This is a genomic window from Corynebacterium sp. HMSC14H10 (assembly GCF_001807105.1).
Lineage (GTDB): Bacteria > Actinomycetota > Actinomycetes > Mycobacteriales > Mycobacteriaceae > Corynebacterium > Corynebacterium jeikeium_D.
On sequence record NZ_KV787441.1, the window covers coordinates 12,174 to 25,970 of the forward strand.

12 protein-coding genes are annotated in these 13,797 nt (G+C 60.0%); 3 read left to right on the top strand and 9 right to left on the bottom strand.

The features are described from left to right. Nucleotides 1–102: 102 nt before the first annotated feature. Nucleotides 103–1,278 (bottom strand): UDP-N-acetylmuramate dehydrogenase, encoded by a 1,176-nt coding sequence (locus HMPREF3135_RS08100; protein WP_070439152.1) that lies wholly within the window; start codon nucleotides 1,276–1,278, stop codon nucleotides 103–105. 85 nt (nucleotides 1,279–1,363) lie between these two features. Here HMPREF3135_RS08100 and HMPREF3135_RS08105 point away from each other — a divergent pair, with 85 nt between their 5' ends. The 3 genes from HMPREF3135_RS08105 to purU all read left to right on the top strand — a co-directional run bounded on the left by HMPREF3135_RS08105 (nucleotide 1,364) and on the right by purU (nucleotide 3,652). Beyond that, nucleotides 1,364–1,861: a DUF2505 domain-containing protein gene (locus HMPREF3135_RS08105; protein WP_069359365.1), complete on the top strand. Its 498-nt coding sequence runs from the start codon at nucleotides 1,364–1,366 to the stop codon at nucleotides 1,859–1,861. A gap of 97 nt (nucleotides 1,862–1,958) precedes the next feature. Beyond that, a complete protein-coding gene (locus tag HMPREF3135_RS08110) occupies nucleotides 1,959–2,729 on the top strand; it encodes an LmeA family phospholipid-binding protein (RefSeq protein ID WP_070439091.1) in 771 nt (256 codons plus the stop codon). A 17-nt stretch (nucleotides 2,730–2,746) separates the two neighbouring features. Continuing rightward, on the top strand, nucleotides 2,747–3,652 hold the full coding sequence (gene purU, locus HMPREF3135_RS08115) for a formyltetrahydrofolate deformylase (RefSeq protein WP_016421970.1): 906 nt from the start codon (nucleotides 2,747–2,749) through the stop codon (nucleotides 3,650–3,652). A 164-nt stretch (nucleotides 3,653–3,816) separates the two neighbouring features. Here the strand turns inward: purU and HMPREF3135_RS08120 are convergent, their stop codons facing one another. From HMPREF3135_RS08120 to HMPREF3135_RS08155, 8 genes are all read right to left on the bottom strand, one after another. After that, nucleotides 3,817–4,122, bottom strand: coding sequence for a DUF2516 family protein (locus tag HMPREF3135_RS08120; protein WP_048732527.1), 306 nt, complete (start codon nucleotides 4,120–4,122; stop codon nucleotides 3,817–3,819). Between the two features lie 130 nt (nucleotides 4,123–4,252). Further along, nucleotides 4,253–5,602 (bottom strand): DUF445 domain-containing protein, encoded by a 1,350-nt coding sequence (locus tag HMPREF3135_RS08125; protein WP_070439094.1) that lies wholly within the window; start codon nucleotides 5,600–5,602, stop codon nucleotides 4,253–4,255. Between the two features lie 190 nt (nucleotides 5,603–5,792). Beyond that, the gene (locus HMPREF3135_RS08130) at nucleotides 5,793–6,191 is read right to left on the bottom strand and encodes a hypothetical protein (protein WP_070439096.1); all 399 of its coding nucleotides are present in this window, start codon (nucleotides 6,189–6,191) and stop codon (nucleotides 5,793–5,795) included. Nucleotides 6,192–6,231: 40 nt separating this feature from the next. Further along, nucleotides 6,232–6,981 (bottom strand): succinate dehydrogenase/fumarate reductase iron-sulfur subunit, encoded by a 750-nt coding sequence (locus HMPREF3135_RS08135; RefSeq protein ID WP_016421966.1) that lies wholly within the window; start codon nucleotides 6,979–6,981, stop codon nucleotides 6,232–6,234. Continuing rightward, a complete protein-coding gene (locus tag HMPREF3135_RS08140) occupies nucleotides 6,981–8,999 on the bottom strand; it encodes a fumarate reductase/succinate dehydrogenase flavoprotein subunit (RefSeq protein ID WP_070439099.1) in 2,019 nt (672 codons plus the stop codon). The genes HMPREF3135_RS08135 and HMPREF3135_RS08140 overlap by 1 nt, the downstream gene beginning before the upstream one ends. A gap of 19 nt (nucleotides 9,000–9,018) precedes the next feature. Next, nucleotides 9,019–9,759 carry a succinate dehydrogenase cytochrome b subunit gene (locus HMPREF3135_RS08145; RefSeq protein ID WP_049189509.1) on the bottom strand — a complete coding sequence of 247 codons (741 nt, stop codon included), beginning with the start codon at nucleotides 9,757–9,759 and terminating at the stop codon, nucleotides 9,019–9,021. A 416-nt stretch (nucleotides 9,760–10,175) separates the two neighbouring features. Next, nucleotides 10,176–12,791: a glycoside hydrolase family 65 protein gene (locus tag HMPREF3135_RS08150; protein WP_070439102.1), complete on the bottom strand. Its 2,616-nt coding sequence runs from the start codon at nucleotides 12,789–12,791 to the stop codon at nucleotides 10,176–10,178. Between the two features lie 15 nt (nucleotides 12,792–12,806). Next, entirely contained in the window at nucleotides 12,807–13,580 is a 774-nt protein-coding gene (locus tag HMPREF3135_RS08155; protein WP_193390808.1) for an HAD family hydrolase, read from the bottom strand. Between the last annotated feature and the right edge of the window lie 217 nt (nucleotides 13,581–13,797).

Below are 13,797 nucleotides of genomic sequence, written 5' to 3' on the forward strand. Positions count from 1 at the left end.
GCTCCAGCGACTCCAGCGCCCCCCCATCAAGCCCGCCAGCCCCATCAGGCACGCCAGCCTCTCCAGTCCGCCCCCACTGGCCATCAGCCACCCGCCGCGGGCCTAATCGATGCTCACGCCGACCCACACCGGCTCGGGCACCAGATTCACACCGAAGGCCTTTTCCACACCAGCGCGCACATCGCGTGCCAAAGCCACCAAGTCGGCAGCGGTCGTCGGCGCACCATCGCCGGACATCCCGCGGTTGGTCAGTGCCAGGGTGTGCTTAGTCGACAGTCGTGCGGGCGCACCGTCACCGGGGTAGCCCTTCGGGAACCCGGCGCGCTCGATAAGCCACGCCGCCGAGAGCTTCACGGCTCCCTCGTGGCCGGGGCCAGCGGGGAATGCGGGCATATTCGCGGCCTCATCGGCCCCACGCAGCGCGGCAACCTTTGCACGCACGGCCTCCACCGAGTTCTCCGGAATGATCGGGTTGGTAAAGAAAGAACCCGCCGACCAGGTATCGCGGTCAGCATCTTCGAGCACCATGCCCTTGCCCCGGCGCAGCTCAAGCACCTTTTCGCGCACCAACTCAGCCGGCCTGCGAATCTCGCCAGCCGCAGCCTCGGCCTCGTCGACGCCCAGGCGCCGCGCCAGTTCGCCATAGCGAAGTGGCGCGGACATGCCATCCACACTGAGCTCGAACCGCACGGCCAGCACCACTGCCCGTGCGGTGAACTTCAGGTTCGAGTAGCGGTAGGAAAGGTCGAGAGCCTCCGGTTCCACCCACTCGACCGAGCCGGTTGCGCGATCGTAAAGCTGCACCGAGTCCAGGACCTGCGACACCTCAGCACCGTAGGCGCCAACGTTCTGCACCGGAGTGGCTCCGGCCGATCCCGGAATACCCGACAGGCATTCAAGGCCGCCAAAACCTGCGTCGACACTCATCTCCACGACCTCGTCCCAGACCGCACCGGCCTCGGCCTCCACGATTGCCGACACGGACTCCAGCCCGTGTCCGCGAGTGCTCATGGTCACGTTGTCGGCCTCGATCACCACGGCCACCAGCGGCTCGAGTTCATCGGCTACCACCAGGTTGGATCCGCCTCCCACGATGAGGAGGGGCACGTTAGCGTCGTCAAGCGCGCGTACAACATCGACCACAGCGTCCGTCGTGCTACACCGGACGACGGCACGCGGCACCCCGCCGAGGCGGAGCGTCGTCAAATCCGCGAAAGCGGTATGCGTGCTGAGCTCCACCCCCTCTAGCCCCGCAAGCCCATCGATGGCTTCTTCCATGTCGGAGGTCAGGTGAATTGGGTTCGGCGATTGGTCGAGATTTTCCACGCCCCTAGCGTAGTGCAAATTACGTATCATCAAGCGCATGACTACGACTAACACGCACACCGTCAACTTCGACCAGCCGATTGAGAAGGTTTACGAGGCCCTCACCGACGCCGGTTTCTGGGAGAAGGTCGCAAACCGTTTCTCGGCAGCTGACGGCAAGGTGGAAAAGTTCGAGACCACCGACGCTGGCACCACCGTCGTGATTCGCCAGACCGTCTCTGCTGACAAGATTCCGGCGCAGGCACAGAAGTTCGTTAAGTCCGGGGTCGGCATGACGCGCACGTTCGTCATCAGCCCGCTTAACGACGACGGCGCGACCTCCACCGTGACCACAGAAGCTTCGGGCGTACCGGCGTCCTTCAGTGCGTCCCAGAAGCTCACCGCCCAGGGTGAAGGTTCCGTGCTGACCACCAACTCCGAGTTCGCCATCAACGTGCCGCTGCTCGGTGGCAAGCTCGAGGAGAAGGCAGCTCCGTACCTGGAGCGCGTCCTCAACGCTGAGACCGCTGTGCTGGCGGACTACGTCACTAAGTAGGTTGCGCAGCGGGGCACACCGAGGCGGCACCGGGGGCGGACACCCGGGCGAAGAAAGGTGGTAGCGACGGAGCCGTCGTTAAGCAAGACTGGGAACCATGAGTTCTGCTAAACGCTCATCGAGCGTCAAAGTCCTGCCCACCGTCCTCGGTGTCATCATCGTGGTGGCACTCATTGCGATCGCCGGCGAAATCGGCGTCCGGATGTTCGTGAGCAAGGAGATTTCCGACGGCTACCGCACCTCCGCCGAAGAGCGTGGTGCGACGGTCACTGAAGACCCCAAGGTTTCTTTCGGCACCCGCCCGATGCTGCTCGCCTTGGCCACGAAGTCCGTGCCCTCGATGGACCTGTCCACTCCGAACACGCTGGAGGTCAAGAACCCGGAGGCGCTGGGTGGCGCACCGGAGATCAACGGTGACCCGGCAGCGCAAGTGCACCTGGAAAACGTGGATCTGAGCAATCGTGCGGATCCGACCGCAGAGTCGCTGCGAGTAGATGTCACAATCCCACCTCAACTGCTGCAGGCGCTGATTAACCGGGAAAGCGGTGTACGCGCTTCCACGATCACGCCATTGCCGGACGAAGGCCTGTTCAACATTGAATTCGCCTCCGGATTTGCGACCTCCAAGTTCCGCCCGATTGCCAACGGCGGTCATATCGAAATCAACTTGGAGGGCGGCTCAATCCTCGGCTTAAACCTCGATGGCCTGGCCGGCTGGCTGGGAGAAGCGAGCGGTACGCTGTTGAGCTACGATATCGGCCACGGTATGCAGGTGGAGGAAGCGCACGTCACCGGGGAGGGCCTGGCGTTGACGCTGACGGGCGCAAATCTGCCTTTGTCGACCGTGAGCGAACTTACCTTTAGCTAGCAGGTAAGATACCGAGAATGACTCGCTCTCTCATCACCGCAAATAGCGGTACTCCCACCGAGCGCCAGTACATCTTCTCGCTCGGCTGTCCAGACCGTACCGGTATCGTTTCCACCCTGTCGACCTTCCTGTCCGACATTGGTGCGTGGATTACCGAGGCGGACTTCTTCTCCGACCCGGAGACCGGATGGTTTTTCACTCGCCAGGCGGTCCGCGCCGACGCTCTCGACCTGACGGTAGAAGAGCTGCGCGAGAAGTTCGCTGAGCTCGTCGGTGATTGGGGCCCTGAGGTCCGCTGGAAGGTCACCGACAACGCTGTCCCGAAGCGCGCTGTCATCCTGGTGACCAAGGAAGGCCACTGCCTGCAGGATCTGCTCGGCCGCGTCGCACAGTCCGACTATCCGATGGAAATCGCTGCAGTAATTGGTAACCACCGCGATCTGGAGCCACTGGTCGCAGCGTATGACATTCCCTTCCACCACGTGCCCTTCCCCAAGGATGCCGTCGGCAAGCGTAAGGCATTCGATGAGGTCGCCGAGATTGTCGACGCCGAAAACCCGGATGCCATCGTGCTCGCACGTTTCATGCAGATTCTGCCGCCGGATCTGTGCGAAAAGTGGGAAGGCCGCGCGATCAATATCCACCACAGCTTCCTGCCGTCGTTCATGGGCGCGCGCCCGTACCTGCAGGCTTATCGACGTGGTGTGAAGCTTATCGGTGCCACCTGCCACTACGCCACTGAGGACCTCGACGACGGCCCGATTATTGAGCAGGACGTCATGCGTGTCTCCCACAAGTACACCGCTGCGGACATGCAGCGTGAGGGTCGCGATGCGGAGAAGCAGGTCCTCGCCCGCGGTTTGCGCTGGCACCTGGAGGATCGTGTGCAGGTCTACGGCAACCGCACCGTGGTGTTCCAGTAGGTTTTCGGGGAACCAGATCTTTCCCCTATTCCCCCCCCAAAAAAAAGAAAGTGTCTGGGTTTATGACAAAATCACCGGGTTTTTCACCCAGAAACTGTCATAAACCCAGACACTTTCTCAGTTGTGCGGGCTAACACCCGCCCTGGACTAACACCCGCCCGGGACTAATAACCGCCCTGTGCGTTCGACAAAATGTCCTTGATCTGTGGGCGAACATCCAACCAGTAAATCCCCGTGATGACTAGTCCGGCAATCAGCGGGATGCCCAGCATTGCCCAGCCCAGCCACGGCAGGAGCAGGAAAATCGCCGAACCGACCAGCATACCGGCCCAGACGTTGCGGCTCTTGCGGTCTGCAGCGTCAAAGGCATCCGCGCGGGTGGTGATGACAAGCACCGCACCGATTAGCGCCAAGATGCCGATGACAAACGGAATGGCGAACTGAAACAGGACGTCCACATAGACGGAAATCGCCACTAGCGGCGAGTCCGCAAGACTGGGCAAAGATGGTAACAGGCGCACCGGGGGAACAACTCCTTTAACAGGGATGCATTGCTTTTTACATGCTAACGCACACCGTCTGATGTGCTGGGTTGTGCTGCTAAATAGCCCCAAACACCAAGGTCGACAGGGTGTAAATAGCCAAACCGGCCAGTGATCCGACAACCGTGCCGTTAACGCGAATGAACTGCAGATCGCGACCGACCATCAGTTCAATCTTGTCGGAAGCCTCATCGGCGTCCCAACGCTCGACGGTCTCGGAAATGATCGAGGTAATCTCGCCCGCGTAGTTCTCAGCGATGAAGACGACAGCCGCTTCCAGACGGCGGTCCATTCGTTTGCGCAACTCAGGATCGGATTGGATCCGCTCGCCGTAGCGGGCGGCCGTTTCCGAGACCTTCCGACGGAGCAGGGAGTCCGGGTCGCGGGCAGCGTCGACAAGCTTTGCGGATGTTGATGCCCAAATCTTTGCCGGCGCCTGTGTGACGGCGGCGGACGAAAGAATGTCAGTCTTAATTTCTTCGACTTTGGCGATGGTCTTCTCGTCGTTCTGCAAATCTATGGCGAGCTGCGTGAGGAAGCGGTGGAGCGCCAGGCGCGCGTCGTGCTTAGGGTCATGCTGCACCTGCCAGGTCCAATCAACCAGCTCGCGATAGACCTTGTCGCCGATGAGATCGTTGACAAAGCTCGGCGCCCAGGATGGGGCGCGCTCTCCGACGAGGCGGTCGATAAGATTCTGGGAGCCCAGCGACTTCCGGTGCAGCCACTCAGCCATCTGCTGGACGATGGGCTCGGTGCGCCCCTCTTCAATCAGCTGCTCGAGAACCTTACCCGCTGGTGGTCCCCACTCCGGAGCTGCAACTTCGTCGATGACTGCTGACTTCAGCACTGCGGCGGCATCGTCGGGATTAATCGCCTCCAGCACATTTCCGGTGAACTTACCGACCTCTGCTGACACTTTGTCGGCGTTTCCCGGCGCTACCAGCCATTCACCGATCCGTTCAGGAATCTCGGCTTTGCGCACCTTGTCTACAATCAAAGCGGGGTTCAGGAAGTTGTCACCGACGAACTGCGCCAGGGACTCACCGACCTGGTCCTTCTTGCGGCGGACGATAGCGGTGTGTGGGATAGGAATGCCGAGCGGGTGGCGGAACAGAGCTACGACAGCGAACCAGTCGGCGAGGGCACCGACCATGCCGGCCTCAGAAGCAGCGCGAACGTAGCCCACCCACGCGGGCACAACTTCGCCTGCGGATAGGTGTGAAGACTCAATACCGCGGCATGTGAAATACACAGCGGTTGCGATGACCAGCAGCATCGTAGCGAAGGCCTTGGCCTTACGCAGTTGCGCACGTTTTTCCGATTCAACCTCAGGTGATGGCCCGGGAACTTCGAGACGGTCCGAGACCGAATCGACAGCTGCCGGGAGCTTAGCGGGGTTGTTATCCATGTGTATAGATTAGGCGCCGAAAACGCGAAAATGCCACCGCGCCGCAGTCCGCTGTTGGTGAGAGAAGTACTTCTCAGTACTTCCCTACCTCAGCACACTGTGCACGGTGGCATCAACTGTGGAGGTGCTAGTTCAAAAGGCTAGCGTTGCATCCGACTAGAGGCGAGCCCCTTTAAACTGGGGCGAGCCTTTAGTGGTGAGTGCCGAATTCCTTTCGGTAAGCCTTGTAGTCACGACGACCGATGGAGATGCAGGCCACACCCGCAATAACCATAACCAGTGCGACTACCAGGCCAGCCCACATGAACACGCTGCCGTCGAAGTTCCAACCACCGGTGTAGTCGGTGTAGTTGGCGGCATCCTTAGCCAGGAAACCATTGCTGTGAGAGGCAGCAGTCTGGTCGGCAAAAACGGTCGTTGCGAGACCGAAAATGAAGGTGCCCCAAGCCGCCAGAGAGGCGAGCATGAGTCCCATGCCAATCCAGGTAATGCTCTTGTGAAGCGAGGAGTATTCGGCATTCATGCTCTGAGGCACGTAACCGTCGACGAAGTGCTCTTCGCCCTGGTAACGATTGACTGCATTCGCCATAATCTATGTCCCTTCTGGAAAACTCTAATCGAGAAAGAGTTTAGTCGTCCTTACCGCGGAAGAACGAACGAGCTCGTTCCTTGGTAACGGCGGCAACCGCAGTCAGCGGGATACCTGCCGGGCAGACGTCAGCACATTCACCATAGAGGGAGCACGGACCGAAGGTGCCTTCGACCTCGTCAACCATCTTGCGAGCACGCTTGCCACGCTCTTCCTTACCCAGCGGGACCAGGGAGAGGTGAACCAGCTTTGCGCCGGTGAACAGGTGTGCAGCACCGTTCGGGCAAGCTGCGACACAAGCACCACAGCCGATGCAGGCTGCGTGGTCAAGTGCGAACTCAGCCGTCTCGTGGTTCAGGTGCAGAGTATCTGCATCCGGAGCGGTACCAGCGTTGATGGAGACGTAGCCACCCTGCTCGAGGACACGGTCCAGAGCGGAGCGGTCAACGACCATGTCCTTGATGACCGGGTATGCGGCGGAGCGCATCGGCTCGATCTTCAGGGTGTCACCATCGCTGAACTGGTGCAGACGCTGCTGACAGGTCGGGGTGTTCTGGCCCGGGCCGTGCGGACGACCGTTGACGTTCAGACCACAGGTACCACAGATACCCTCACGGCAGTCAGATGCGAACGCGAACGGCTCCTTGCCGGACTCGACGTACTTGGAGTTGACGTGGTCAAGCAGCTCCAGGATCGACATCTCTGCGACGGCGTCGTCAACGTCAACGGATTCAAAGTGTCCCTCGACGTTCGGACCTGCTTGGCGCCAGATTTCAAGGTGCAGTTTCATTACTTGTAGTTCCTTGTCATGAGCGGGACGGCTTCGAAGGTGAGCGGCTCGGCGTGGCGAATGAATTCGTGACCGGACAGATCCCATGCAGGACCATTGTTGCCTCGCTCCCATGCGGAAACGAAGCACCAGTTAGCGTCATCGCGCTCTGCCTCGCCATCTTCGGAGATGTGGTCATCGCGGTAGTGAGCACCGCAGGACTCATCGCGGTCGAGGGCGTCGACACACATGAGCTCACCGAGGTCGATGTAGTCAGCAACACGGTTAGCGTACTCGAGCTGCTGGTTCATCTCGTTCGGCTCACCCGGAATGAACAGGTCAGACCAGAATGCCTTACGCAGTTCGCGGATCTCCTCGATACCGCGAGCCAAGTCTTCCTTGTTACGGGCCACACCACAGTCGCGGTAGAGAATCTCACCGAGCTGGCGGTGGAAGTACTCAGCGCCGTGCTTACCCTGGATGCTCATCAGCTTGTCCAGGCGAGCCTGAGCGCGGTCCAGTGCTTCCTTGGCCTCCGGGGCATCCTCAGCCAGGCGGTCGGTACCGAGCAGTGGGCCAAGGTAGTTCGGAATGGTGAACGGCAGGGTGAACCAACCGTCGACCGAACCGGACAGCAGGGAGTTCGCACCCAGGCGGTTTGCACCGTGGTAGGTCCAGGATGCCTCGCCACCGGTGAACAGACCCGGGATGGAGGTCATCTGGTTGAAGTCAGACCACAGACCACCCATGGTGAAGTGGCAGGTCGGAGCAATACGCATCGGAACCTTGTACGGGTCCTCACCGATTGCCTCTTCGTACATCTGAATCAGGTTCGAGTAGCGTTCCTTGATGACCGGCTGGCCCAGGCGCTCAATTGCGTCACGCAGATCCAGGTAGACGGAGTTCTTCAGCGGGCCAACACCGTAGCCGGCGTTAATCTGCTGAGAGTTGGCGCGGGAAGCGACGTCACGCGGGACGAGGTTACCGAATGCCGGGTAGCGACGCTCCAGGAAGTAGTCGCGCTCGTCCTCCGGGATGTCGTTGGCCGGGCGCTCGTCGCCCTTCTTCTTCGGGGTCCAAATACGTGCGTCGTTACGCAGGGACTCGGACATCAGAATGGTCTTCGACTGCCAGTGCGCGTTGACCGGAAGACCGGTCGGGTGGAACTGGATGAAGGACGGGGATGCGAAGTAAGCACCCTGGTCGTATGCACGCATGATGGCCGAAGCGTTGGAGTTCTTGGCCAGCGTGGACATGTGGTAGACGTTGCCGTAACCGCCGGTAGCCAGAATAACTGCGTGAGCAGTGTGAACGGTCAGCTCACCATTGATGAGGTTACGCATGATGGCACCCTGGCAACGGCCGTCGGCGACGATGATGTCAACCAGCTCGTTGTGGGTGAAGATCTCGACGTTGCCGAGACCAATCTGACGCTGCAGAGCCGAGGTAGTCGACAGCTGCAGCTGCTGACCCGTCTGACCACGGGTGTAGTACGTACGGGAGACCTGCACACCACCGAAGGAACGGGTTGCCAGGGTACCGCCGTACTCGCGAGCGAACGGAGCACCAATTGCATTCAGGTGGTCGATGACGCGGACGGACTCTACAGCCAGACGCCAGCAGTCGTTCTCGCGGCAGCGGTAGTCGCCGCCCTTAACGGTGTCCTTGACGTGGCGGTAAGCGCCGTCGTTGTCGACCTTCTTACCGCGAGCGGAGTTGACACCACCCTGTGCAGCAATGGAGTGCGCACGGCGCGGAGCGTCGTGGTAGGTGAAAACCTGCACGTCGTAACCGAGCTCGCCGAGGGCAGCAGCGGCAGCGCCACCAGCCAGGCCGGTACCGACGACCATGACGCGGAACTTACGACGGTTCAGCGGCGAAACCAGGTTGGCGTGATCCTTCTGGTACTGCCAGTGGTCCTTCATAGAGACCTTGTCACCCGGGGAGTTATCGGACAGAACCTTGCCGATCTTGACCCCGTCGACAACGCTTTCCGGCGCGCGGAAGTCCGCAGCGACGGTTGCTTCAGTGTTAGTCATAGTAAATTTCCTCCTCGACCTACGAGACCAGACCGGTCAGGACGGCGACTGGGATGAAGATGTTGCCGACAACAACCAGCAGCGGCAGCAGGCCGGACAGGAACAGCAGAACCTTGCGCCAGCGCTTACCGGTGATACCGAGGTCGGAAGTAGCAGTCCACAGACCGTGGGACAGGTGCAGCAGCAGAGCGAGCTGCGCAATGATGTACCAAACAACAACACCCGGACGCGAGAAGGACGCAACCACGTTCTGGTATGCCTCACCGTGCTCGAAAGAAGACGGAGCAACGCCAGCACCGATGGTCAGGTCCAGCAGGTGGAAGATGATGAAGGCCAGCAGCACAATGCCGGTGATCACCATCGAACGTGCAGTAAAGGTGTTCCAGCTGGACACCATGCCCTGACGGCGGAACTTGCCGCGGGACTGCTTAGCACGTGCAGCCAGGGTGAGGCCACCGAAAATGTGCAGGACAATAGCTACCAGCAGGACAATGCGGAAAATCCACAGAATGCCCTCGTTCGGAACTGCCGGAGCACCGACAGTGCGCAGGAAGGTCGCGTATGCGTTGAAGTCTTCCTCGCCAGCGAAAATCTTCAGGTTACCCAGCATGTGGACAATAACGAAGAGGCCAAACAGCACGCCAGTGACGGCCATGGTCAGCTTCAGAGCCCATGAAGGGTATTTAGGCTGCTCGCGCAGCGGTTCTACATTAATTTTGCCGTGCGCGATTGCGTCACGGTTTGAACTTTTAACAGTCATGGCACCTCCAGTGTCATATTCACTCTAAAGTCACACAGCGCCTGGTAAACATTTTTCCCCCTTTTGGGTGGGGATTTTCACAGGTTACCTAGGTCTTTTCTCCGCCTTTTCTCAGGTTATCGCATTTTAGCCACTTCTGACGTCGTCGCTGCATAAACCCTCTCCCCCACCATAAAAACGCCCCTACCCCGACTTTTGCCGATTTTTCCCCCGCCCAAACTAGCTAATAACGCAACATAAATAGCACGAAAATAAAAAACCGCCCACTTTTCTCAGGTGGACGGATTTAATACTCAATAATTATGTTGCGAAATTCTTTATTTTTACCCCTGCCGAATTCCCCAAAGGCCCAAACAGCCACCCCCAACAGGCAATCCCCCCCCCTATTGGCACCGTGTACGGCCGAAGCCGTCCGACTAATCCTCGCTCTGATCCGAGTTCGCCATCACCACGGTCAACGGCTCCGGACCAATGATCACCTCATGTCCTGCGACCATAATCGGCCCAACCTGGTGGTCTCCCTCCTCCAGGACGACTTCCACCGTGCGGCCGCGCACCGTCACTCGGATACGACAACCACGAATAGTGACTCGGTACGTCAGACCACTCCAGTCCTCCGGCAGACGCGGGTCAATACTGTAGCGGCCGTCATGATCGCGGAAACCACCGAAACCATAGACCAGGGACTGCCACACACCACCGGCAGATGCGACGTGGACACCATCGGCAGCGTTGCCATGCAAGTTCGCCAGGTCCACATAGAGTCCGCGTAGGAAGAAGTCCATTGCCTGCTCCTGCAAGCCCAACTCGGCCGCAACAATGGACTGCACAACGGCGGACAGCGAGGAATCACCGGTGGTGAGCGGATCGTAATACATGTAGTCTGCGCGCTTTTGTTCCGTCGTAAAGCGATTGCCCATGAGGAACAGTGCGAGGACGACGTCCGCCTGCTTAATGACCTGGTGACGGTAAATCGTCAGCGGGTGGTAATGCAGCAGCAGCGGGCGCAGCGGGCCAACTTCGGGATCGTCGAGATTCCAGCGCTTACGCAGCAGGAACTGGTCATCCTGAGGGTGAATGCCGAGCTTCTCATCGAACGGGATGTACATCGCCTCAGCGGCCTGCTCCCACTCTTCAACCTCGCGCTCAGTGAGGTCGAAGCGGTTGGTCAGTTCGCGATAGGCAGCAGGGCGATCACGCTTCATCTGCTTGACGACGTCCGCAGCAACCCGCAGGTTATACTGCGCCATCACGTTGGTGTACAGGTTGTTGTTCACCACCGTGTTGTACTCATCTGGACCGGTGACGCTGTGAATTTGGAACTCTCGCTGCTCGGCATCAAAGAATCCCAACGACATCCAAAACCTGGCCGTGCCGAGCAACAGATCCGTGCCCTCCTTGAGCAGGAACTCCTCATCGCCGGAGGCATAGACGTACTTCATCATCGCGTACACGATGTCCGCATCGATGTGGTACTGCGCCGTGCCGGCCTCAAAGTAGGCCGAGGACTCCTGACCATTGATAGTGCGCCACGGGAAGAGGGCACCGTCGTGCGCCAGTTCGTCGGCACGCGCCCACGCGGCTTCGAGCATGTCCCAGCGGAAACGCATGGCATTGCGCGAGAATTGCGGCGACGTATAGGTAAGGAATGGGGTCACGTAGATTTCCGTGTCCCAGAAGTAGTGGCCGCCGTAGCCGGTGCCGGTCATTCCCTTGGCCGGGACGCCTTGGAATTCGGCGCGGGCGGCGGCCTGGATAATCTGCCAAATGTTCCAGCGCACTGCCTGCTGAATCTCCGGCTGATTGTAAATGACCACGTCAGAGCGCTCCCAGAAGCGTTCGAGCCACTCCTCCTGGTTCTCCATCAGCCCCAGCATGCCGATGCGGCCGACGCGGTTCAGGGTGCGCTCACAGCGGAATGCCAGCTCTTCGGCACGCACCTTACGGGAGGAGTGGTACGCGACCAGCTTCTCCAGGCGTATGACAGTGCCGACCGGCGCATCCAGGTTGAACAGGGAGCTGGCCACATCCGGCTCGGTCGACTGCGAAATCTCTACGAACGGCTCCGTGCCGTCGGGAGTGCGGACAGTAAAGGTGTGGTCCATGGAGGTAGCCACGGTCATACCGGAGTTCGCGCAGCGGTAGCCCAGCGTCGAGCGCTGCCCGTGCGCCGATTCCGACTGAAATGCCGGAATGAGAACGCGGTCTTCCAGCGCCTCGGCGCGACGGGGATCCAGTTCGGTGCCCTGCGCCTTAGCGGCATCGTGGTATTCGTCCTCGCCGTCCTGGCGGTTGAGGATCTGCGAGTTAATCATCACCGCAGCATCCGCATCCAGCAGCTCGACTTCCAGACTCATCGCGGCGACATGCTTTTCCTGGAAAGACACCATGCGCTCAGAGGTGACGCGAACGCGCTTGCCACCCGGGGTGCGCCAAATGAACCGACGACGCAGCACGCCCTCGCGGAAATCCAGGCTACGTTCGTAGTCGCTGACCTCAGCATTGCCGAGACGCAGGGGCTCATCGTCAATGTAGAGACGCATTGCCTTAGCGTCCGGAGCATTGACAATCGTCTGCCCCTGGCGGGCTAGGCCGTAGGCGTCCTCGGCGTGCCTAATCGGCCAGGTCTCATGCAGACCGTTGATATAAGTGCCGTGCTCACTGGAGTCACGGCCCTCCGGCGGGTTGCCACGCATGCCGATGTACCCGTTCGACAGCGCAAACAGCGTCTCGCCCAAACCGAGCGGGAGGCCGTTCGGCTTCGTCTCAATCAGAGGCCACTCATCGACCGGAGTGATGTCTCGGTCCATGAGTCCCTCGGCATTTACAAGGTGGTGGTGCTTATCCGCACGATCCGCCGGGAAGTTACGACGCTGCTTACGACGAACTGGGGACACCGTCTCCTCCTGTTTTTCAGCCTCTGCGGTCTCCGCGTCGTGACCCTGCCCCTGCGGAATCACACGCTCAGTCTCGTCGACTGCTGCCGTGGTCGAATCGTTGGCCATGATGCCTTCCGGTTTTGTCTCAGCCATTTGTCACGAGCCAGCCTAGACGAGTGCCGCCAAGTCACTGACCACAACGTCGGCGCCCGCTCGGCGCAGCGCTTCCGCACCAGCACCGCGGTCAACACCAATGACCAGACCAAATGCGCCGGCTGCACCCGCTTGCACACCACTGATGGCATCCTCGACCACCACAGCATCGCGCGGCGCCACCCCCAGATTCTTCGCCGCGTACACGAAAGTATCGGCGGCTGGCTTACCCGGCAGGTTGTTCTCATGCGCCACCACGCCGTCAACAATCTCCACGAACCGCTCACGCAGCCCAGCGGCCGTCAGCACCGGCACCGCGTTCTTCGACGAGCTAACCACCGCCAACTGCGGTTTTTCGCTTGCCGACGAGTCCCTCGCGCCCTCTAACTCGTCGAGCAGCGCAACCGACCCCGGGTAGGCCTCAATTCCCCTCTCGACTCGCGCCAAGAAGTCATCATTTTTGCGCTTCCCGAGCCCGACAATCGTCTCGTCTTTCGCTGTGTCCTCATCGCTACCGTGCGGCAGCGAAATGCCGCGAGATTCCAGGATTGCTGCGATGCCCTCATCGCGGCGGCGGCCATCGAGGTAGGTGAAGTAGTCCTCCTCTGTGTAGGCCGAGACGCCCTTGTGCTCGAAGTAGTCGCTAAACATGTCCGCCCACGCCTGCTCGTGCACATCGGCGGTAGGGGTAATCACTCCGTCGAGGTCAAAGAGGATTGCGCCCGCGCTATGGAGGAATTCTTTGGCCTTGGCGAGGTTGGTAGCACTGTCGGTCGTGGAATTAGTCATGGGGGGTCGCAGCTCCTTGGACGTTGCAGACTGCATATTCTCAATTAACTTCCCAATCAACGCTAGCAACGTTGCCCCTACCCCGCTTGCGAACCCGGGTATCTCGAATCCGAGAATCATGGTGCGCTTCCCCCAAAAACAAAACTGCCGGCGCGCATGCGGAATTGGCATCAGAGGTTAGCCAATACCACCTACACACCGGCAGTTTGGATATCTA

Bases quoted from the DNA above. Each gene is read 5' to 3' on its own strand.
- HMPREF3135_RS08100 (WP_070439152.1), bottom strand. From the start codon at position 1,278: ATGGAAGAAGCCATCGATGGGCTTGCGGGGCTAGAGGGGGTGGAGCTC.
- HMPREF3135_RS08105 (WP_069359365.1), top strand. From the start codon at position 1,364: ATGACTACGACTAACACGCACACCGTCAACTTCGACCAGCCGATTGAG.
- HMPREF3135_RS08110 (WP_070439091.1), top strand. From the start codon at position 1,959: ATGAGTTCTGCTAAACGCTCATCGAGCGTCAAAGTCCTGCCCACCGTC.
- purU (WP_016421970.1), top strand. From the start codon at position 2,747: ATGACTCGCTCTCTCATCACCGCAAATAGCGGTACTCCCACCGAGCGC.
- HMPREF3135_RS08125 (WP_070439094.1), bottom strand. From the start codon at position 5,602: ATGGATAACAACCCCGCTAAGCTCCCGGCAGCTGTCGATTCGGTCTCG.
- HMPREF3135_RS08130 (WP_070439096.1), bottom strand. From the start codon at position 6,191: ATGGCGAATGCAGTCAATCGTTACCAGGGCGAAGAGCACTTCGTCGAC.
- HMPREF3135_RS08135 (WP_016421966.1), bottom strand. From the start codon at position 6,981: ATGAAACTGCACCTTGAAATCTGGCGCCAAGCAGGTCCGAACGTCGAG.
- HMPREF3135_RS08140 (WP_070439099.1), bottom strand. From the start codon at position 8,999: ATGACTAACACTGAAGCAACCGTCGCTGCGGACTTCCGCGCGCCGGAA.
- HMPREF3135_RS08145 (WP_049189509.1), bottom strand. From the start codon at position 9,759: ATGACTGTTAAAAGTTCAAACCGTGACGCAATCGCGCACGGCAAAATT.
- HMPREF3135_RS08150 (WP_070439102.1), bottom strand. From the start codon at position 12,791: ATGGCTGAGACAAAACCGGAAGGCATCATGGCCAACGATTCGACCACG.
- HMPREF3135_RS08155 (WP_193390808.1), bottom strand. From the start codon at position 13,580: ATGACTAATTCCACGACCGACAGTGCTACCAACCTCGCCAAGGCCAAA.